The sequence below is a fragment of the Rhodococcus sp. Q genome, assembly GCF_005503035.1.
In the GTDB taxonomy this organism is placed as follows: Bacteria; Actinomycetota; Actinomycetes; order Mycobacteriales; family Mycobacteriaceae; genus Rhodococcus_G.
This window is the reverse complement of the sequence record NZ_SCOY01000007.1, coordinates 119,502-142,478: the sequence shown is the minus strand read 5'-3', so window position 1 is coordinate 142,478 and position 22,977 is coordinate 119,502. Positions and strand designations below refer to the sequence as shown.

Below are 22,977 nucleotides of genomic sequence, written 5' to 3'. Positions count from 1 at the left end.
TGTCACGGACGAATTCCGGCGTCGTCGACGACAGCTGCGAGATCACCGAGCGACCCGACCGCGAACACCTGTGCGGCGTCGACCTCGACGCCAAGGGCTCGGAGCCGGCTCAGCAAAGCCATCACGCCGATACTGTCGCAGCCGAGTGCGAACAGGTCGTCGTCGAGTCCGACGCGATCGAGCCCGAACTGCTCGGCGACGGCCCCGCACAGCAGGGTCTCCGTCGGCGTGGTCGGCGCCCGGTACTCCCCTGCCGCTCGGAACTCCGGTCGCGGCAGGGCATCCCGATCGAGCTTGCCGTTCGGGAGTGTCGGCAGGGCGTCCAGGACGACGATCGCCGCGGGCACCATGTAGTCGGGCAGCACCGCCCGGATGCGGCGACGCAACGCGTCCGGGTCAACGGTTCCGGATGCAGCCACCACGTAGCCCACCAAGTGGACGCCGCTGCCGGTGCCGCGGGCCTGCACGACCGCGTCGGCGACCGCGGTGTCGGCAAGCAGCGCCGCAGCGACCTCGGCGGGTTCGATGCGGTGACCACGCACCTTCACCTGGTCGTCGGACCGGCCGCGGTACTGGATCTGTCCGTCGCGGTTCCAGCGGGCACGGTCCCCGGTGCGGTAGATGCGGGCGCCGGGCGCACCGAACGGGTCGGCGACGAAACGCTCCGCCGTTCTTCCCGGTTCGCCGCCGTAGCCGCGGGCGAGTCCGTCGCCCGCGAGGTACAGCTCGCCCTCGACACCGACCGGCGTCGGCCGCAGCCACTCGTCGAGGACGAATGCCCTGGTGTTGCCGACCGGGCGGCCGGTGACGGGGAGGTCGCTGTCGGAGGTGCGTGCCACGAGCGCGTCGACGGTGCTCTCGCTCGGCCCGTACAGGTTGTACGACTCGGTGCCGTCCTGCGCCCGCAGCCGCTCCCACAGGGGAGCCGCGACGGCCTCGCCGCCGAATCCGAGCGATGCGGGCACCCGGCCACCCTCGAGGAGTCCGGCGTCGATCAGTTGCGCGAGATGTGACGGCGTGACCTCGACGAAGTCCCATTCCTGGGTCTGCGCCTGGAGCACCATCTTTCGCGGATCACGCTGGGTCTCCTCGTCGACCAGGCACAGCGCGTGCCCGTCGAGGAGCCAGAGCTGCGGCTGCCAGGACGCGTCGAACGCGAAGGACCAGGCGTGACCGACCCGGAGGCGGTGCCTGCCCGCGCGTCGCTGCGTCGGCCGGTACAGGTCGGCGCGGTGACTGTGGAACAACGTCACCAGGCCCCGGTGCACCGCGACGACGGCCTTCGGGACGCCGGTCGAGCCGGAGGTGTGGACCACGTACGCCGGGTGCTGGGGGCGCAGCGGGGCGACCCGGTCCCGGTCTCCGACCGGGGCCGGGCTCAGGTCCGTCAGGCGTGCCGTGACAGCCGGGTCGTCGAGTAGGACGACCGTGGCCTCGGTCGCCGGAAGCCGGTCGGCGAGGGCGCGGGTGGTGAGCACCAGCGCAGGCGTCGTCGTCGCGAACACGGCGGCCGTCCGGGCCGCGGGCGCGTGCGGGTCGCAGGCCACGTAGGCGCCGCCCGAGGCCAGTACCGCGAGGATCGACGTGATCGCGTCCGCGGTCCGCGGAAGCATCAGCGCCACCGGGACTTCCGGACCGACGCCCTCGGCGATCAGCAGCCGGGCGACGCGGTTGACGCGCGCCGCGAGGTCGCCGAACGTCCACTCCGTGTCCCCGTCGATCAGGGCAGGCTCGTCGCGGTACCGCTGCGCCGCGTCCGCGAACAGGGCTGGGACCGTCGTGTCGGGCACGTCGATCGGGTTGACGTTCCAGTTCCGTGTCAGATTCCGGCGGTCCGCGGCGGGGATCGCATCCAGCGCCGACAGCCGGAGATCCGCGGGACCGGTCGCGATCTCGCGCAACACCGTGGACAGTCCGGCGGCGAGCCGCTCGACCGTCTCGCGGTCGAACAGGTCGGAGCTGTACTCGATCATGCCGACGACGGTGTCGGTGCCCGCGTACTCGACGAAGTCGAAGGACAGGTCGAACTTCGCCGTCGTCGCCTCGATCAGCTCCGGCGTCATGCCGGCCACTCCCCCGAAGCCGTCGGTCGGGCTCGGCTCGGTGAGGTAGACGACCATCGTCTGGAACAGCGGATGCACGGATCGCGACCGGGCTCCCGCACCGGAGCTGCTCGGGAACTCGGCGGGGTTGCGTGCGGCGTCGACGACCTGCTCGAACGGCAGGTCCTGGTTCTCGAAGGCGGCGAGGTCGCTGTCCCGGACCCGTGCCAACAGGTCCGCGACGGTCGGGTCACCGGACAGGTCGGTGCGCAGCACCAGCGTGTTGAGGAAGAACCCGACGAGGTCCTCGAGCTGACGCTCCCCGCGTCCCGACACCGGTGTGCCGATCGGGATGTCCACGCCCGCACCGGACTTGTGCAGGAGAACGGCGACCGCGGTCTGTACGAGCATGAACATGCTGACGCCGTGCGCACGGGCGACCACGCGCATCCCGGCGACCACGTCGGCGTCCACACCGAGGTACACGGCGCCGCCGCGGTAGCTGAACCGGGCAGGCCGGGTGCGGTCGGTGGGCAGTGACAGTTCCTCCGGCAGGCCTGCGAGGGTCTCGCGCCAGTACCCCGCCTGCCGGGCCGCGAGGCTGCCGGAATCGGACGGGTCCCCGAGCAGTTCCCGCTGCCACAACGTGAAGTCCGCGTACTGCACCGGCAGCGGCGTCCACTGCGGCGCCCGACCCGCCTGGCGCAGGGCGTACGCGCCGAGGAGGTCGGTGAGCAACGCACGGGTGGACCACTCGTCGGTGGCGATGTGATGGATCACCAGGACGACGACGGTGTCGGCGTCGGTCTCGAGCACCGTGACGCGCACCGGCGCCTCGGCCGCGAGGTCGAAGCGGTATCCGGCCGCGTCCGCCGTGGCCGCGGCGACGTCCTCGGGTCGCACGGCGCGGCGGTCGAGGTCCACCTCGACCCGGTCGGCGGGCAGGATCACCTGCTGCGGTGCACCGTCCACCTCGGGGAAGACCGTGCGCAGCGCTTCGTGACGAATCATCAGGTCCCGCACCGCTTCCGCGAGCGCGACGACGTCGATCGAGCCCTGGACGCGCCACGAGATCGGCACGTTGTACGCGCCTGCGCCGTCGGTGCCCGCACCGAGCCGGTCCAGGATCCACATGCGCTGCTGCGCGAAGGACAGGGGCACCACCCCGGGGCGGTCACCCGCGACGAGGTCGGGACGCGAGGCGCCCTGCGCTCGCAGTGCGAGCGGCGCGAGCCTGGCCACCGTCGGCGCCTCGAAGATGCTCCGCACTGCGACCTCGACACCGAGGTCGGCGCGCAGCGCGTTCACGAGACGGATCGCGGTGAGCGAGTGCCCGCCGAGCGCGAAGAAGTCGTCGTCGATTCCGACGGACTCGACGCCGAGTGCGTCGGCGAACGCCGCACACAGTCGAGCCTCGAAGTCGTCGCGGGGGCCCCTGGACTCCGTCGATGCACCGAAGTCGGGTCGCGGGAGCGCCTTCCGGTCGAGCTTGCCGTTGAAGTTGACGGGCACGGAGTCGATCGGAATGACGACGGCGGGAATCAGGTGGTCGGGGACCACGCCGGCGAGCCCGGATCGCACCGAGGCCGGATCGACCAGGGCCGCTCCGACGACGTACCCGACGAGGACCGGCTCGCCCTCGGCGTTGCGTGCCACCGACGCCACGGCGCGGGACACCGACGGCAGCGCTTCGAGCGCCGACTCGACCTCACCGAGTTCGATACGCAGGCCTCGGATCTTCACCTGATCGTCGATGCGGCCGAGGAACTCGAGTTCGGGGGCCGACTCCGATCCGGCACCTTCCCCGTCGCTGTGCTCGCCTCCGCCCCACCGCACCAGGTCGCCGGTGCGGTAGAGCCGCGACCCCGCGTCGCCGTTCGGATCCGCGACGAAGCGCTGCGCGGTCAGTCCGGGCTTGCCGAGATAGCCGTCCGCCACCTGGACGCCGCCGAGGTACAGCTCGCCCGGCACCCCACCCGGGACCGGTCGCAATCGTGAATCGAACACGTAGAGGGCGACATTGGCGCCGGGTCCGCCGATGGTCGTGGAACCGGCGGCATCGGCGACCCGCGCCGTCAGGTCTGCGGCGAGGGTGACCTCGACCGCCGCTTCCGTCGGTCCGTACAGGTTCTCGATCGAGGCACCGGGAACGGCGGCGGCGAATCTGGCGACGGTCCGGAACTGCAGCGCCTCTCCGGAGCACACCACCCGGCGAAGGCGCGGAAGCTCGACCGTGTCGAGTGCGAGGACCTCCTCCAGCATCGACGGCACGAAGTGCGCGACGGTCACCTCTCCGACGCGGAGCAGAGTTTGCACGGCGGTCGGGTCGCGGTGGTCGTCCGGTCCCGCGACGACCACGGCAGCGCCGTTGACGTGGGGCCAGAACAGTTCCCACACCGAGACGTCGAAGGTCGCGGGCGTCTTGAGTACCACGCGGTCGTCGGCGGTCACCGGGATCCGGTCCTGCACCCAGTTCAGCCGGTTGACGACCGCGCGGTGCGCGACCACGACACCCTTCGGGTTTCCCGTGGAACCGGAGGTGTAGATGACGTAGATCGGGTGTGCGGGCGTGAGCGACGTGCCCCGGTCGGCGTCCGTCACGGGCTGCGACGACTGCGCGGCCAGACGGTCCCGGACCGTCTGCGCGTCCAGGTCCGTGCGCGGCACGTCGCCGGGCAGCGCCGTCGCGGTCGTGGACAGCACGCGGACGGGGCGCGCGTCACCGAACAGGTACTCGATGCGCGCGGACGGGAGTCCGGTGTCGATCGGCAGGTAGGCAGCACCGGATTTCACGACGGCGTGGATCGCGACGAGCTGGTTCACCGACCGGGGCACCGCCACCGCGACGAGGTCGCCGGGGCCTGCCCCGTCCTCGATCAGCATGCGCGCCAGCGCGTTCGAGCGTCCGTCGAGATCGGCGTACGTCAGGGTGTCCGTCCCTGCGACGACGGCCGTGGCACTCGGGGCGAGCGCGGCACGACGAGCGAGCATCTCGGCGACGGTGACGTCCTCGTACCGCGCGACGGGGCCGACGCCGACCGCGAGCTGCCGGGCCTGATCGTCCGCGTCGAGCAGCGAGATGTCGCCGAGACGGACGGCGGGATCGGCGGCGACCTCGGCGGCCGCGCGCACCAGCGCACCGAGGACGGTCAGGGCGGCCGTGTGGTCGAAGAGGTCGGCGGCGTACTCGGCCACGACGGTGACGTCGCCGGTGTCCGGCGCCTCCACGAAGGTGATGTTCAGGTCGAACTTCGCGCGGATGTTGGTCAACTGCTCCCAGCGGGTGGGCACGCCGAGCAGGTCGGGTAGCACCGCGGGCCGCTGCAGGTAGCTGACCATCACCTGGAACAGCGGGTTGCGGCCCTCGACGCGGGTGGGCGCCAGTTCCTCGACGAGCCGCTGGAACGGCACGTCCTGGTGGGACATCGCCGCGAGGTCGGCCTCGCGAACCCGGTCCACGAGGTCCCCGAACGTCGGGTCGCCGGACAGGTCGGTGCGCAGAACGACCGTGCCGACGAAGAACCCGACCAGTTCGTCGAGGGCACTGTCGGATCGGCCGGACACCGGGCTGCCGACCACCACGTCGTCGCCTGCTCCGAGCCGAGACAGCACGGCGGTGGTGAGGGCGTGTAGCACCATGAACATGGTGCCGCCGCGGGCGTCCGCGACCTCCCGCAGTCGCGCGGCGACGTCGGCGCCGATCACGGTCTGCGCGTTGCCCGCGCGGTACGTCGGCGTCACGGGTCGGGGGCGGGTGACGGGGAGCGGCATCTCCTCCGGCAGGCCCGCGAGCGCGCCCCGCCAGTAGTCGAGTTGTCCCTCGATTCCCTTCTCGCCGAGGACGTCCCGCTGCCACAGCGCGTAGTCGGCGTACTGCACGGGCAGCGGCGTCCACTCCGGCTCGCGTCCGGCCACTCGGGACAGGTAGGCCCGCGTCAGGTCGCCCAGCAGGGGCGCGTCGGACCACTCGTCGGTCGCGATGTGGTGCAGCACCACCACGACGACGTGTCGGTCGGGTGCCTCCCGCAGCAGGCTGACCCGCAGCGGCACGTCGGTGCGCAGGTCGAAGTTCGCCGTCAGTCGCTCGACGACCCGGGTCTCGGTGGTCCCGGCGTCGGTGTCGAGGACCTCGAGTTCGCCGCCCGTGGGCAGGATCACCTGGTAGGCCTCACCGCCCTCGGATTCGACCACGGTGCGCAGACTCTCGTGCCTGTCGGTGACGTCCCGGACCGCTGCCGCGAGGGCATCGGCGTCGACGGGTCCGTCGAGGCGGGCGACGTGCGCGTAGTGGTAGCCGAGAGAATCGTCGGTCATCTCGGCGAGCAGCCACAGTCGTTCCTGCGCCGCGGACAGCGGGATCCGGTCGGGACGCGGACCCGCGACGATCGCGGGCAGCGCACTCGCCGCCGACGGCAGCAGCCGCGCCAGCTCGGCCGGGGTCCGGGCGTCGAACAGGTCGCGGATCGTGAGCTGCACGTCGAACGCGGCGCGCACACGGCTGACGACCCGCATCGCGATCATCGAGTGACCGCCGAGTTCGAAGAAGTCGTCGTCGGCGCCGACGGTGTCGAGTCCGAGCAGGTCCGCGAACAGCTCGCACAGCACCCGCTCGGCTTCGGTGGCCGGTTCGCGGCTGCCCGCGCTCGCCCGCATCTCGGGCTCGGGCAATGCCTTCGCATCGAGCTTGCCGTTGACGGTCATGGGGATCGCGTCGATGGTCTGCAGGCTCGACGGCACCATGTAGTCGGGGAGCTTCGCCCGCAGGTGGTCGAGAACGACACCGACCTGGTCGCCTCCGGCGGCATCGGCCGGGACCAGGTACGCGGCAAGGCGTTTCATGCCGGGCACCAGCGGGTCGTCGACGGCGATCACGGCGGCCGACGCCGCGGCCGGGTGTGCCTCGATGACGGATTCGATCTCGTGCAGCTCGACGCGGTAGCCGCGGATCTTCACCTGGTCGTCGATGCGGCCGAGGTAGTCGATGTTGCCGTCAGCGCGGGCACGGACGAAGTCGCCGGTGCGGTACATCCGCGTCCCCGGCTCGAAGGGGTTCGCGACGAAGCGGTCGGCGGTGATGTCGACCCGGCCGAGGTACCCGCGCGCCAGGCCCGCGCCCGCGATGTACAGCTCGCCCGCGACACCGTCGACGACGGGTCGCAGCCACGGGTCGAGGATGTGCCCGCGGGTCGCCCGGATCGGCGTGCCGACGGTCGGGGTGTCGCTGTCGTCGGTGCCTGCGCCGAGGGTGTTGATGGTGTACTCGGTGGGTCCGTACAGGTTGTAGCCGAGGGTTCCGTCGGTGTCCCGCAGCCGGTTCCACACCGAGTCCGGGACCGCTTCGCCACCGAGGAGCACCAGGGGCGGCCGGTGCGCGCCGGTGCCGTCCGGCCCCGGACCCTCGTCGAGGAGCCCCTCGGCGAACAGTGCAGTGGCATAGGTGGGGGTGACGTTGACGACGTCGATGGCCATGCGGTCGCAGTACTGCACCAGCGCCTGCGCGTCGCGGCGCAGATCCTCGTCGCAGATGTGTACCTCGTGGCCCTCGACGAGCCAGAGCAGCTCCTCCCAGGACATGTCGAACGCGAAGGACACGGTGTGCGCCACCCGCATCCGGCGTCCGCCCGCCGCGGCGACGACCGGGTCGAAGATCTCGTCCTGGTGGTTGCGCTGCATGTTGGTCAGGCCCCGATAGGGCGTGACGACGCCCTTCGGCTTGCCCGTCGATCCCGATGTGTAGATCACGTAGGCGGGATGGTCGAGCCGGTCCACGGACCCGGGCGCGAACGCTCCGAGGGCCGAGTCGTCGAGCGGCGACGAGTCCCACTCGTGGGGTTCGTCGAGCCGGATCGACCGCAGCGGATCGAGATCCAGTCGGGCTTCGACCACGGACGTGGTCACGGCGAGCACGGGCTGCGCGTCGTCCAGGATCACCTTGAGACGCTCGTCGGGCTGATCGAGTTCGAGCGGCAGGTAGGCGGCGCCGACGCGCAGGACGGCGAACAATGCGACGACCATGTCGACGGTACGCGGAAGACCCAGTGCCACCACTGTTTCGGGCCCGGCTCCGCGCTGGATCAGGTGACGGGCGAGACCGTCGACGCGGGCCGCGAGGTCGCCGTACGTGACGCGCTCGTCACCGAACACGAGCGCGATCTCGTCGGGGATCTCCGCGGCCTTCACCGCGAGCATCTCGGCGATGGTCACGTCCTCCACCGCGGGGAGCGGCTGCGACCACAGCTCGCGGGCGGCCGACAGTTCCGTGACGTTGCGCGCGGACACCTGGCCCACCAACCGGTCGGCGTCCCGGGCGATGGTGCCCAGCAGGTCCACGAACCGGTCGTGGAGGCCGTGGGCGCGGTCCGCCGCGACGAGATCGGCGCGGTAGTCGATCTTGACGTGCAGTTCCTCGCCCGGCGAGACGACCACGGCGAGGGGGTAGTGCGTGTGGTCGAGGCTGTCCTCCCCGACGATGTCGTGCTTCGCGGACTGCGCGGCCATCTCGGCTGCGTTCTTGAAGTTCTGCAGCACGAACAGGGTGTCGAACAGTTGGGTGTGGCCGGTGGCCCGCTGGATCTCGCCGAGCCCGAGGTACTCGTGTTCCATCCGCTCGACGTACTCGTCCTGCATGCGGCGCAGCAGCGCTCCGACGGTCTCGGTCGGGTCGAGCGTCACTCGCACGGGCACCGTGTTGAGGAACATGCCGAGAACGCGGTCGAGGCCGACGATCTCGGTGGGCCGTCCCGCGACGGTGGAGCCGAACACCACGTCGGTGCGGCCGGACTCGGCGGACAGCAGCAGGCCCATCGCCGCGTTCATCAACGCGTTCAACGTGACACCACTGGTCCGGGCTCGCTCGCGCAGCGCGGAGGTGAGCTCGGTGCCGACGTACGACTCGATACGTGTCGGCACGACGGGGACGCCACCCTTGGTGGGCCCGGTGACGAGGGTGGGGGTCTCGAAACCGGCGTACGCGTCGCGCCAGGCGAGCGCCGCGGCCGCGGGGTCACGGTCGGCGAGCCAGGTCAGGTAGTCGGTGAAGCCCGCCTCGGGTGCGGCGACCGGGTCGCCTGCGTAGCGGGCGAGCAGCTGGTCGACGAACAGGGCACCGGACCAGCCGTCCCACAGGATGAACTCGCGGTTGACCACGAGCCGGTCCACACCGCCACCGAGGTGCAGCAGCAGCATCCGCCACAGCGGCGGCGCCGCGAGGTCGAACGGCTTGGCGCGATCGGCCGCCATCAGTTCCTGGGCCCGAGCCTCCTGATCACCCTCGGGGAGCTCGGACAGGTCGGCTTCCAGGAACGGGACCTCGAGTCCACTGCCGATGAACTGCACCGGATCGGTCAGCCCGTTGTTGGTGAAACCGGCTCGCACCGTGGGGTTCTCGTCCAGCAGGGCGGTGGCCGCGGCGCGCAGCCGCGCGATGTCGACGCGGTGACCGAAGTCGAGGGAGAACTGGGCGGTGTAGATGTCGCGGGAGTCGTCGAACACGGACTGGAAGAACAGTCCGCGCTGGAGCGGGGAGAGCGGCCAGATGTCCTCGACCACCACCGGAGCGACGGCTTCGACGCGGTCGATCTCGTCCTGGGTCAGGTCGATGTGCCGGAGGTCGGACGGCGTCAGTCGCGCCGACCCGGACGCGGTGCCCGCGAGTTCCACCAGGTCGGCCAGCGCCCGCTGCCACAGTGCCACGATCGCGCCCAGGCCGTCGTCGCCCAGCCCGTGATCGGACTCGAAACGGACAGTCGCGCCGCCGTTTCCGTCGGGACGGACGCACACGTCGAGTGCGCGGCTCCCGATGCGGTCGCCGCCGGCTCGGACCGACACCTGCGGGGCCGGAAGCCCTGCCAGCGCGGGTCCGGCCTGCACGTTCGCGTACCGCAGCATCGGGAACCCGATTCCACCCGCGGACCGGATTCGTTCCTTCGCGGAACGTAGCACTGCGAGCGGGTCGGTGCCGAGGAGCAGCCGGGCGGGTGCCGACCAGTCCAGCGCGCCGACGGTGCGATCGAGCGCTCCTCGGTCCGATCCGTCCCACCCGTCACGGCCGTCTCGCCACAAGTCGATGACGAGTTCGGCTGCGGTGTCGTCGTTCTCGCGCCAGTGCGCGACGGCGAGCGCCGTCGCTGCGGCCCACACGTCGCCGGGCTCACCCTTGACGAGCGCAGGAACGGCGGCGGTCGTGGCGGCGTACTCGCTCGGCGACAGCGTCACCTCGACGCCGGTGGCAGGGCCCACCGTCGCCACTCCGGCACCGGGGGTGGCGAGTTCGGCGCCGGGCGCGAGCACCGACATCCACGTCACCAACTCGGCGAGGCGGGCGGGCTGCGCGGCGTCGGCGGTGAACTGCTGGGCGTGCGTCTTGAGGGAGACGGGCACGGCGGGCAGCGACACGTCACGGCCGCGGCGCACCGCGCGCAGTGCGGTTGCGAAGTCCTCGGCGACGACCTGCCAGGACCGCTCGTCGACGAGACCTGCGGGGGCGAGCAGGATCAGTTCCCCGGCTCCCCCCGTGGCCCACACCACGCTGAGCACGCGCCCCGTCACGGGGTCGGGCGACACCCCGTCCAGCGCCGTGAGTTCCGCGATGTCCGCACCGGGTTCGACGGCCTGGACGTGAACCAGCGAGGACGCGAACTGAGACAGCGACGACACGTCGGCGGTGTCGGGGACCGCGAGGAGCCACAGGATCGGGGCGGGCGCGGTCAGCGTCGCCCGGAGTGCGTGGTGGTGGGTGACGACGGCGTCGACGGCGTCGACGAGCTGGGCGCGTGTCAGACCGGCGGGAGTGGGAACTCGCAGGCTGCGCAGGGCGGCGTCGACGGGCAGTTGCGCGTCGCGGCGCGCGGCGAGCGCGGGCGGGATCGCGAGCGGTCCGCTGCCGTCCTCGTCGTGGATCCGATGCGGGTCCACCACGGTCGGCGCGGTGGCCGGCAGGGACCACACCGTCTCGTCGGTGTCGGCGAGGAACGCATCGACGAATTCGGCGAGGTCGTCGGCGATCTCGGCGCAGCGGTCGGTGTTGTCGGGGTGGCTGCGCAGTCCGATCTCGATCGGCTGCCCGGTCTTGTGGAGCAGCACGATGAATTCGAGCTCACCGACCGGTCCCGACGCGAGCATGTGCGCATCGGACTCGCGACCGATCAGCACGCGGGAAGCTGACGAGGGCATGATGTTGATGCCGATCGCGGGTGGCCGCCAGTTCGGGTCACGGGCGGTGAGTTCCTGGCCGATCGCCTCGCCCCGGAACCGGCCGTGCTTGAGGAGCGTCCACATCTTCTTGTCGGCGGCGCCTGCCACGTCGGCGATGCGGGCGTCCACGCCGACGTCGAAGCGCATCGGTAGCACGCTCGCGACCATGCCCGGCACCACCCGCAGTTCGCGGGTACCGCGAGCGGTGGTCGGTAGGGCGAACACCAGGTCGGTGGTCCCGGTGGCGCGAGCGACGTAGCTGCCGAGCAGGCCGATCATGAGGATCGGCAGCCGCAGTCCGTTCTCCTTGCCGTACGCCTCCAGGCGGCTCCGCTGATCCGCGTCGAGCGTGACGGTGGTGTGGGTGACGCCGGGAGCGGGTGGATGATCGACGGGGATCAGCCTCGGGACGGCAGGCAGGTCGGCGAGTTCGGTGAGCCAGTGGTCGCGGTCGGCCGCGATCTGCTCACCACCGGTGTACTCGATGTCGGCGGCGACGAATCGGGCGAGCGACCATTCGGCCGACATGTCGGGAGCGGTGCCGTCCGCGTAGGCGCGCATCGCCTTCGTCAGCACCAGCGAGAAGCCGTAGCCGTCGTTCACGATGTGGTGATACTGCTGGTATAGGCGCACCTTCTCGGCGCCGACGAGGTGCACCGCGAACGCGAACAGCAGGTCGGTGGCGAGGTCGACGCGGGTGCGCATCTTCTCGCGCATCCACTCCAGTGACGCGGCCTCGGGGTCGGGTTCGCCACGGAAGTCGAGGACGGGGATCTCGTAGTCGCGATCCACCCGGAGGGTCTGCACGAGTTCGCCCGACGCGTCGACGTCGACGTTGACGTGCAGCGTCTCGGCCTGGTCGAGCACCGCCCTGCACGCCGCCACCATCCGGTCGATGTCCACGTCGCCGACGGTCTCGGTGTACATGCCGGTGTTGTACAGGTGACCGACCGGATCGAGCTGGTGACCGAAGTAGATGCTGCGCTGAGCAGCTGTCACCGGGAACGCCAACTGCACTGTGTTTCACTCCACGTCTCGGCCGCGCCGGGCGTCACGACCGGCTAGTTCTGGTTAGCCTAACCAAACTGCCCTGCGGTACTCAATCCCGCCGCATCGAACTGCGTCAACGCGCCGGCGACACCTTCCGCGATCGCACGCGCGTCCGCGGCCACGACCTGCACCGCATCGTGATCCACCCGGACCCGCGCGAGACCACCGCCGAACACGACGGTCACGTCGATCGGCCTCGGATCGACCACCGCCTGCTCCGGATCGCTCGCGTCCGTCACGCGCACACTCACCTCGGGCCGGGCCAACGCCGCGAACACCGGCGCCGTCTGCGCTCCCAGGTAGCGGAGCATGCCGTAGCCCAGCGTCGACGGCGCCGCGGCGAGCGCCGCACGAGCCGTGTCGAGGCCACCGTCACCGACCCGCACCGGAACCCCGACCTCGAACGGTCCGACGGTGCGGGTGCCGTCGGGATCGCCGTCCACACCACCCTGCGCGTCACGGCGAACCTCGACGACGAGGTCCGCGACGCTGCCGCGCCAGTGCGCCACGGCCTCCGCGACCGCCGCCACGACGACGACCTCACGCTCGATGCCGGGGCCGCCGAACACCGCGTCGACCGTGACGCTTCCGCGGTCCGGCACGAGCGCAGGCAACGCGGGCACCCCGACCCGAAGCGAGCCACCCGGTGCCAGCACCTGCGACCAGTGCGTCAGTTCCGCCATCAGGACGGGGTCCTGGGCCCGGTCGTTGAGTCGGTGCGCAAGCCCGTACGCGGTCGCGGCGGGACGCGTCGCGCTTCCGCCCCGCAGCAGCGCCCGCAGGTCGTCGGCGAGCACCGCCAGCGACCTGCTGTCCGCGGCGAACGGGTGCACCGCGACGACGAGTGCGCCCGGGTGTTCGCCCCCGTCGATCCAGGTCGCGGCGACAACGAGACCGGCTTCGGGTTCGAGCGACGCGATGGCGCTGCTCTCCGCCTCGGAACACTGTTGCGCCAGTGCGCCGTTCGACTCGGTGCGCGACACCGGAACCGAGGTCGCGGCGTGGGACTCCAGCGACCACAGCACCGACGCCACCCGCGTCAGTCCCAGCCGTAGTGCATCGTGCGTAGCGACGAGCGTGTCGACCGCCGCCTGCATCTGCTCGAGGGTTGCGCCCGGCTCGGTCTCGACCGTGACGGCGGCGCCGATCCCGGCGGGCTCCCGGCCCGACTCACGGGCCCGGTGCACCAGCGCGGTGAGCGGCAACGCACCCGATTCCGCGGGGTCAACCGGTCCCGCATCGGAGTCCGCACCGGCATCGGCGAACTCGGCGACGCGCGCGAGTGCCGCCGGGGTACGCCACTGGAAGATCTCTCGCGGACCGAAGGTGATTCCGCGGCGCGTAGCGGCGTTGACCACCTGAATGGAGATGATGCTGTCGCCCCCGAGGAGGAAGAAGTCGTCGTCGGCGCCCACCTCGTCGACGCGCAACGCCTCCGCGTAGAGCTCGCACAGCGCCGCCTCTCGCGGTCCGTCCGGTGCCCGCCGCGTCGCCTCCGCCGGTGGAGCCGGTTCCGGCAACGCCTTTCGGTCCAGCTTTCCGTTGGCCGACAGCGGGAACGCACCCAGCACCACGACGGCGGTCGGCAGCATGTGCTCCGGCAGGGTCTGCGCCGCGAAGGCGAGCAGCTCCGGGATCGCGATCGCCTGCCCTGGAGCGGGGACGACATAGGCGTCGATGCGGCCCGAGCGGACGAGCGCCGCGGACTGCGCGACATCGGGGTGCCCCGCCAGGACGGACTCGATCTCGCCGAGCTCGACGCGCTGACCGCGCAGCTTGACCTGACCGTCCGCGCGGCCGAGATAGTCGAGCGCGAGGGTCGGACCGGAACCCGAGCCCGTGCTGCGCCACCGCACGAGATCGCCGGTGCGGTAGAGCCGCTCGCCCGGAGCTCCGTACGGATCGGCCACGAACCGGTCCGCGGTCAGTGCCGGGCGACCGTGGTAGCCGCGCGCCAGCTGGACGCCGCCGAGGTACAGCTCGCCGGTCACCCCCGGCGCCACCCGCCGCAGTCGCTCGTCGAGTACGAGCACCCGCGTGTTCCACACCGGCGAACCGATGGGCACCCACCCGGGGCCGTCGCCGACCCACTCGGCGACCGGCGTCGCCGTCACGTCGACTGCCGCCTCCGTCGGCCCGTACAGGTTGAACAGGGGCGCGTCCACCAGGACGTGGAACCGGTCGCGGTGCTCCGTGGTCAGTGCCTCACCACTGCACAGGACCCGCGCCAGCGCCGGTCTCGCGTCGGCCGGGTCCGCCTCGGCGAGTCCGTCGAGGAACGCCGCGAGCATCGACGGCACGAAGTGCGCCGTGGTGACGCCACGGCGCGCGATGACCTCCCGCAGGTACTGCGGATCGCGGTGACCGTCCGGACGCGCCACCACCAGCGTGGCACCGGTGATCAGGGGCCAGAAGAACTCCCACACCGACACGTCGAACCCGGACGGCGTCTTCTGCAACACGCGGTCGGCGGCCGTCAGGCCGTACTCGGCCTGCATCCAGGCCAGGCGGTTGACGATGGCGCGGTGGCTGACGACCACGCCCTTCGGGCGCCCGGTCGACCCGGAGGTGTAGAGCAGGTACGCGGCCGAATCGGGGAGTACGGGCACCACCGAGGCCGGTGCCGCCGATGCGCCGAGAACAGCCCCGTCGGAATCGATCTCCACGACCCGGGCATCGGTGTCGATGCGGGCCACGTCGGGGCCCAGCAGCACCAGCGCCGGCCGCGCGTCGGCGACCATGTAGGACAACCGGTCCGCGGGATAGCTGTCGTCGAGCGGCAGGTATCCCGCTCCGGCCCGGTGGATCGCGAGCAGCGCGACCACGAGCGCCGCACTGCGTCGCACCGAGACGGCGACCACGCCGCCCGCCGCTCCCTGCAGGTGCGCGGCCAGCGCCGCGGCGGCCCGGTCGAGCTGCGCGTAGGTCCACTCCTGTCCGGTGTCGTCCACGACGAGGGCGAGCGCGTCGGGAGTCGCGGCGGCCTGGCCGGCGAACAGCTCGGAAAGGGTCGACTCGTCGACGCCGACGGTGTGTCCCGACTCGGCTGCGGCGAGCGCAGCCCGGTCGGCGTCGGTCAACGGGTCGAGGCTCGACAGCGCCGATTCCGGGTGCGCCGCGATCTGTTCGAGCAGCAACGTCAGCCTGTCCGCGAACGACTGTGCGGTCGCGTGGTCGAACAGGTCGGTCGCATACTCGATGCGGCCGCGGACTCCCCCGTCGTCCGCGGCGGCGAGCTCGAAGGTCAGGTCGAACTTCGACGTGCCCGTTTCCACGAACACCGGCGCCACGTCCAGACCGGTCATCGCCACCGGGTCGATCGGGTCGCGGTACTGCACGAGCACCTGGAACAGGGGCTGACGCGACAGCGAGCGCGCCGGGGCCATCCGCTCGACCAGCACCTCGAACGGAACGTCCTGGTGCGCATAGGCGTCCAGGTCCGCGTCCCGAACGCGGCGCAGCAGCTGCGCGAACGTGGGATCGCCACTCAGGTCGGTCCGGAGGACCAGGGTGTTGACGAAGAACCCGACCACCCGCTCCAGTGCGGCGTCGGCGCGGCCCGCGACCGGCGAGCCCACGACGATGTCGTCGCCGGCGCCGAGTTCACGCAGCAACACCGCGACCGCGGCGTGGGTGAGCATGAACATCGTCGCGCCGGAGTCCGCGGCGACCGCGGCCAGCGACCGTGCGACGTCGGAGCCGAGGGTGAACCCGACCGCGGATCCGCGGTAACCGGCGACGGCGGGACGGGGCCGGTCCCGAGGCAGGGTCAGTTCCTCGGGTTGGCCCGCGAGGACCGCCGTCCAGTGGTCGAGCTGGGTCGCCACCGGGGAGCCGGCCTCCGTCGGATCGCCCAACACCTGCGGCTGCCACACACTGAAGTCGCGGTACTGCACCGGAAGCTGCTGCGGCAAAGCCACATCCGATCCCGAGAGGTGTGAGTACGCAGCCGCGAGGTCGGCGATCAGCGGGCGCGCCGACCATTCGTCGGCAGCGATGTGGTGCACCAGCAGCATCAGGTGTGCGTCGTCGGGAGCGGTCCGCACCAGCACTGCGCGCAGCGGCAGCTCGGCTGTGATGTCGAAGGCGTACGTGCTCGCGTCGACCAGCCGCGCATCGAGGTCGGCGGCGTCGACGTCGTCGACCGCGAGCGGAACCTCGCACTCGTCGATGTCGAGGACGCGCTGGTATCCGATGTGTCCGTCGCCGGAGGTGAACACCGTGCGCAGGCTCTCGTGCACGGTGAGCAGATGCGCGAGGGCTCCGCGCAGGGCGTCCACGTCGACCCTGCCGCGCAGACGCATCGTGAACGGAATGTTGTAGGTGGGGCCCGCGCCTTCGAGTTGGAACAGGAACCACAGCCGACCCTGCGCCGCCGACATCGGAACGAGGTCGGCGTGTTCACCGCGCACCAGCGGAACTCGGGCGCTCGGCGCGGTCGCCGCGACGGCCAGTCGCGCGGGCGTCCGCAGATCGAAGATCTCGCGGATGCCCACCTCTCGGCCCAGCCGGGCCCGGATGGCGAAGGAGAGCCGCGTCGCGAGCAGTGAGTTGCCGCCGAGCGCGAAGAAATCCTCGTCGGGGCCGACCGAACTCAGCCCGAGGAGCTCCGCGACGGCGTCGCAGACGTCGCGTTCGGCGTCGGTGACCGGTTCGCGGCGCGCCACGTCCCGGGACGGTGCGGGCAGCGCGTCACGGTCCACCTTCCCGTTGGGCAACGTCGGGAACTCGCCGAGCACCACGAACGCGGCGGGAATCATGTAGTCCGGCAGACGGTCCCGCAGGTGTATCCGGAGGTCGTCGCCTGCGAGATTCGCGTCACCTGCCACGTAGCCGACGAGCTGGTCCGCACCGGACGCGCCCGCCCGAACCATGACCACTGCCCGTTCGACGTCGGGGTGCGCGGCCAGCGCCGCTTCCACCTCGCCCGGCTCGATGCGGAACCCGTGCAGGCTCATCTGGCTGTCGGCGCGGGAGACGAACGCGAGTTCGCCGGTGCGGGTGCGCCGGACGAGGTCGCCGGTGCGGAACAGGCGACCGCCCCCGAACGGGTTCGCGACGAACCGGGCGACAGTGAGCCCCGGCCTACCGAGATAGCCACGCGCGAGTTGCACTCCACCCACGTGGAGTTCGCCGACCACGCCGTCCGGGACGGGCTGCAGACGAGCGTCGAGGACGTACTCCGTGACACCGGGAACGGCCGCGCCGATCAGTACCTGTGGGCCGTCCGCGGCCCACACGTTGACGTCGCCCGCGACCTCGGAGGAACCGTACGAGTTGTAGACCGTCACTCCGCCGTTCACGTCGCCGGTGAGTGCGTCGATGACCCGAGGTTCGAGGGGTTCGCCGCTGAGGAACCAGGTGGGTACGTGGGCTCCCGCCTCGACGAGCGCGACAGCCAGGCTGGGCACCGCGGTCACCTGGGTGACGCCGTGTGCCGCGACGAGGTCGGCCATCGCACCGGGATCCTTCGCGGCCGCGTCGTCGGCGAGGACCAGGCGCGCTCCCGAGAGCAGGCCTGCCAGCAGTTCGGTGGAGCCGTCGATGAAGCTGAGCGACGACTTCGCGAGCCGAACGTCACCGGCGACGGGAAGGTCGTGCTGCCACAGTATCCGATTCGTCAGTGCGGCAACGGTTCCCGGGACACCCTTCGGCACGCCCGTGGACCCGGAGGTGTACACCACGTACGCGAGGTTCGCTCCGCGCAGGGAGGTGATCCGCTCGGCGTCGTCGATCTCGGCGGTCGACCGTTCGGCGGCGTCGGCTTCGAGGTCCGCGATCGTGACCACCGGCGACGTCGACACCAGCGGCGACACCGCTGCGGCAGCCTCTGCGTCGGTGAGAACCAGTGCGGGAGCGGCGTCGGTGAGCATGTGCTCGATCCGAGTGGCCGGGTAGGACGGGTCCACCGGCAGGTACGCAGCGCCCGCCGCGATCACCGCGCGCAGCGCGACCACCGTCGCGGCGGTGCGAGTCGCGGCGACCGCGACGATGGTGTCCGGTCCGACGCCGCGGTCGATGAGCACACGTGCCAGCCGGTTCACGCGAGCCGAGAGATCGGCGTAGGTCAGCTCGGCGGCATCCGCGACCAGCGCGACGCGGTCCGCGAACTCGTGGTCGGCCGCGGCGAGCACGTCCGGCAGCAACTGCATCGGCACCGAAGGCGTCGCCGGCCCCACCAGCGCGTCCCGCTCGGAGGGAAGCAGCACGTCCACCGCGTGCACGGCGGGATCGCCGGAACCAGCGACCACGCCGAGCACCGCGGTGAGTCGCTTCGCGATCGCATCGACGGTTTCCCGGTCGAACAGGTCGAGCGCGTACTCGACCCGGACGTCGAGACCCGCCGGCAGTTCGACGAATTCGAAGGTGAGGTCGAACTTCGCGGTCCCTGTGGACAGGTACGACGGTTCGACGTCGAGGCCCGCGAACGACGGAGCGACATGCGGCGTGCGGTGCTGCACGAGGGTCTGGAACAGCGGGTGACGCGACAGTGACCGCGTCACTCCGGCCGCGTCCACGACATCCTCGAACTGCGCGTCCTGGTGCGCGAACGCGTCGAGGTCGGTGCGACGCACCCGGTCGAGGAGTTCGGTGACGGTCGGGTCGCCGGACAGGTCGACGCGAAGCGCGACGGTGTCGACGAACAGACCGACGACGTCCTCGACACCCCCTGCGCCGCGGCCCGCGACGGGGGCGCCGAGCACGATGTCGTCTCCCCCACCGAGCCGTGCGAGCAGGAGCGCGACAGCGGCCTGCACCGTCATGAACATCGAGGTTCCGGTACCGGCGGCGCGGGCGCGCAGTCCGTCGATCACGCCCGCACCGAGGTGGAGCCAGACGTCCGCACCGCGCTGCGTCGAGACGGCGGGCCGGGTGCGGTCACGCGGCAGCGCCAGCTCCTCCGGCACCCCCGCGAGCTCGCTGCGCCAGAAGTCCAGCGCAGCAGCAGGTTCCGGATTGCCTTCCTGCCAGGCGGCGTAGTCTGCGTACTGGATGCGCCCGGCGTCACCCGGCAGGTCGCCACCCGAGTACACCGTCGCCAGGTCCCGTAGCAGCGGACCCGCCGACCACTCGTCGCCCGCAAGGTGGTGGATCACCAGCAGCAGGACGGCGGCATCGGGAGCGGTGCGCAGCAGATGCGCGCGAATCGGGATCTCGGCGGTGAGGTCGAACGGCGCGCGTGCCGCGTCTCGCAGCGCCGAATCCAGCTCGGTCTCGGTGACATCGGCAACGACGGTCGGAATCACCGTGGCCGGGGGCAGGATGCGGGCGACACCGACCCCTGCGGAATCCACGACGACCGAACGCAACACCTCGTGCCGCGCGACGACCGCGGCGAGTGCGCGATGCAGTGCGTCCACGTCGACGGTGCCCGAGATCCGCAGGACGAAGGGGACGTTGTAGGTCGCGGACGGACCGTGTGCCCGGTGCAGGAACCACAGTCGCTGCTGAGCCGCCGACAGCGGCATCTCCTCTGTCCGGGGCACGGGCGTCACAGCGGAAAGCGTCGGGGTCGCCGAGTCGACGACGGCCGCGATACCGGCGACGGTCGGGGCGTCGAACACCTCGCGCAGCGACAGACTCACACCGAGGGTGCCCGCGATCCTCGCCAGCAGTCGCGTCGCGGACAGCGACGTGCCGCCGAGCGTGAAGAAGTCGGCGTCGACGCCCGGATCGCCGAGACCGAGCAGATCGGCGAACATCGCCGCCACCGCGTGCTCGGACGTCGTCCGCGCACTGCGGCCCGTGTCGATGGCACCGAAATCGGGTTCCGGCAACGCTTTCCGGTCGACCTTCAGGTTCGGGGTGAGCGGGAACTCGTCCAGCACGACGAGCGCCGAGGGAACCATGTACTCCGGCAACGCAGCGGCGAGATGCGCCCGCAACGCGTCGGTGTCGACACTCGCGCCGTCGGCGGGCGTCACGTAGGCGGCGAGATGCAGGGCGCCCGTCGCGTCCGGCCGCGCCACCGCGACGGCCGCGGACACGGCGTTGAACCCGGCCGCGACGGTCTCGATCTCGCCGAGTTCGATCCGATGCCCCCGCACCTTCACCTGGTCGTCGCCGCGGCCGAGATATTCGAGGGCCCCGTCCCGGCTCCAGCGCACGAGGTCGCCGGTGCGGTAGAGGCGACCGCGACCGGCCGGGTCGGCGACGAACCGGGAGGCGGTGAGGTCCGGTCGGCCCCGGTATCCGCGGGCCAGTTGCGGCCCCGCGATGTACAACTCGCCGACGACGCCCGCCGGGACGGGCTGCAGGAACCGGTCGAGGACGGCGGCGGCGGTTCCGGGGAAGGGCGAGCCGATGGAGCCGGACCATTCCCGGTCCGCGGGGACCGGCGCGGACGTGCACCACACCGTCGCCTCGGTCGGGCCGTACATGTTGGTGACGGTCCGCGCGCGAGCCGAGAGCGCCGCGGCGACCGGCGTCGGCAGCGCCTCGCCGCCGACGAGGACCGCGACTGACGTCAGGTCCACCGCGGGATGTTCGAGCACCGCACCCCACAGCGACGGCGTCGCCTGCATCGCGGTGACGGATTCCGCCGCGATCAGGTCGGCGAGCGCGGCGGGATCGCGGGCGGAGTCCTCGTCGGCGAGCACGACCGCGCCGCCCACACTCAGCGGGACGAACAGTTCGAGCACGGCGATGTCGAAGGACAGGGTCGTCACCGCGAGAAGTCGTGTTGTGGAGTCGATTCCGGCGAGTGCGGCGGCGGTGTCGACGAAGCGCGAGAGGGCTCGTCGGTCGAGGACGACGCCCTTCGGGTTTCCCGTGGAACCGGAGGTGTAGATCACGTAGGCGGTGTTCTCCGGCGTTGCGGCAGTGCGCCCGGACGGCCCCGGCTCGGCGGATTCCGCCCAGGACGCGACCCCGCCGGCGACCGTCGCGACGACGGTTCCCGCGGGGACCGCCACCCGACCGGTGAATCCCGCGGTCGTCAGCAGGATCGCGGGACGCGCATCGGCCAGCATGTAGTCGAGCCGCGACGTCGGGAACTGCGGATCGAGCGGCACGTAGCCGGCGCCGGTGCGCAGCACCGCGAGCAGGGCGACCACGACGTCGGCGGTGCGGGGCAGTGCCAGGGCAACCAGGGACTCCCGCACCGCTCCCCGGACCGTCAGCTCGGCGGCGAGCGTGTCGACTCGGTCGGCGAGTTCCCGGTAGGTGAGCCGATCGTCACCCGCGACGAGCGCGAGCGCATCCGGACGGGCCGCGACCTGCTCGTCGAATCGGGCCAGGACGTCGCGGCTGTCGTCGACGGCGACCGTTCCCACCCACTCGGCCAGTTCGCGTCCCGACGCGGCGTCGAGCAGATGCACCCGAGCCAGCGCAGGCCCGTCGACGGTCGCGGCGTCGACCAGTCGGGTGAGTCCCGCGACGAGCCGATCGAGGTCGGCGTCGGTGTAGCGCTCGGCGTCGGCATCGATCTGGATCTCGAGCGCGCGAGTGTCGTCGAGGCGGCGCACCACGAAGGCGATGTCCCGGACCGGCCCGCGCGCGAGGGAGTGCACGGTCGCGGTGGCACCGGTGAAGCGCAGCGTATCGCCGAACGGCTTGATGTTGACGGTCGGGCCGACCGGACCCGCCGCGGCAGCCGGGAGCCGGAGGGCGCGATGGATGTCCTCCGCGCGGCGCCGGGCGTGGGGGGCGGTGCGGGCGACGGCGGCCCGGACGGAGTCGGTCAGCGCCGCGATGCCTGCGCCGGGATCGACGGACACGCGGAGCGGGACCACGTTCACCGCGGTCGTCAGGACCTTGGCTGCCGCGGTCCCCAGCCGGTTCATCGCCGGGAACCCCAGCGTCACATCGAGTTCCCCGGTGACCCGCGCGAGATACCCGGCGATGACGGCGGTCACCGCGTCGGCCCAGCCGCCTCCCGCGGCCCGGCCCACGGCGTCCAGGCGGTCGGCAGCCCCGGCATCGAGGGTGACGGTCCGGCCGCGCAGCTCCCGCGCCACCGCCGATGCGGACGGCGGGGGCGCGAGCGCGGGACTGATCGAGTCCGGTGCGCCTCGCAGTTCCGCGACCCAGAAGTCGCGGTCCGCTTCGGCGACAGCCGATTCGGCGTACTCGTCGCCCGCGGCGATCACCTTCGCGACGGGGTCGAACCGCGGCGCGGGCGGCTCGGCGCCGGCGGCGAGCGCGTTGTACACGGCGGCGATCCGGCGACCGAGCAGGCTGTATCCGTAGACGTCGAGAAGTACGTGATGGGCCCGGTGGAACAGCGCCACATGATCGGGCCCGAGCACGTGAACCGTCGCGCCGTAGCCCGGCTGCGCGGTGAGGTCGATCGGCTGCCTCAGCTGCGCCCGCATCTCGCCGAGCGCCGCCTCGATGCCCGCGGACGTGACGACCGGCGTGGACGGCACCGCCGCGCCGCCGGGAACCTGGACGACCTCCCCGTCGACGACGTCGATGCGCGTCCGCAACTCCGGAGACTGGGCCACCACCACGTCGACGGCGCGCGCGAGGGTCGCGGCGTCGACCGGTCCGACGATGTCGATGCACTGGCCGGTGACGAAGGCCGGATTGTCCGGGTCGAGCTGCTGAGCGAACCACATCCCCGCCTGCGCGGCCGACAGGGGGTGCTCCATGCTCGACTCCACCGACGACTCCTCATCACACTCGACGCGCCCGCCCGTCCGCACACACGGCAGGCCAAGATAGTTAGGTTAGCCTATTCTATAGAGGC

The 22,977-nt window shown here is 71.6% G+C and carries 2 protein-coding genes; both read right to left on the bottom strand.

The genetic code is table 11. The features are described 5' to 3' along the window. Window positions 1-2 precede the first annotated feature (2 nt). Window positions 3-12,251: a non-ribosomal peptide synthetase gene (locus FFS72_RS10265; protein ID WP_137873845.1), complete on the bottom strand. Its 12,249-nt coding sequence runs from the start codon at window positions 12,249-12,251 to the stop codon at window positions 3-5. Between the two features lie 59 nt (window positions 12,252-12,310). After that, a complete protein-coding gene (locus tag FFS72_RS10260; protein WP_137873844.1) occupies window positions 12,311-22,891 on the bottom strand; it encodes a non-ribosomal peptide synthetase in 10,581 nt (3,526 codons plus the stop codon). Window positions 22,892-22,977 lie beyond the last annotated feature (86 nt).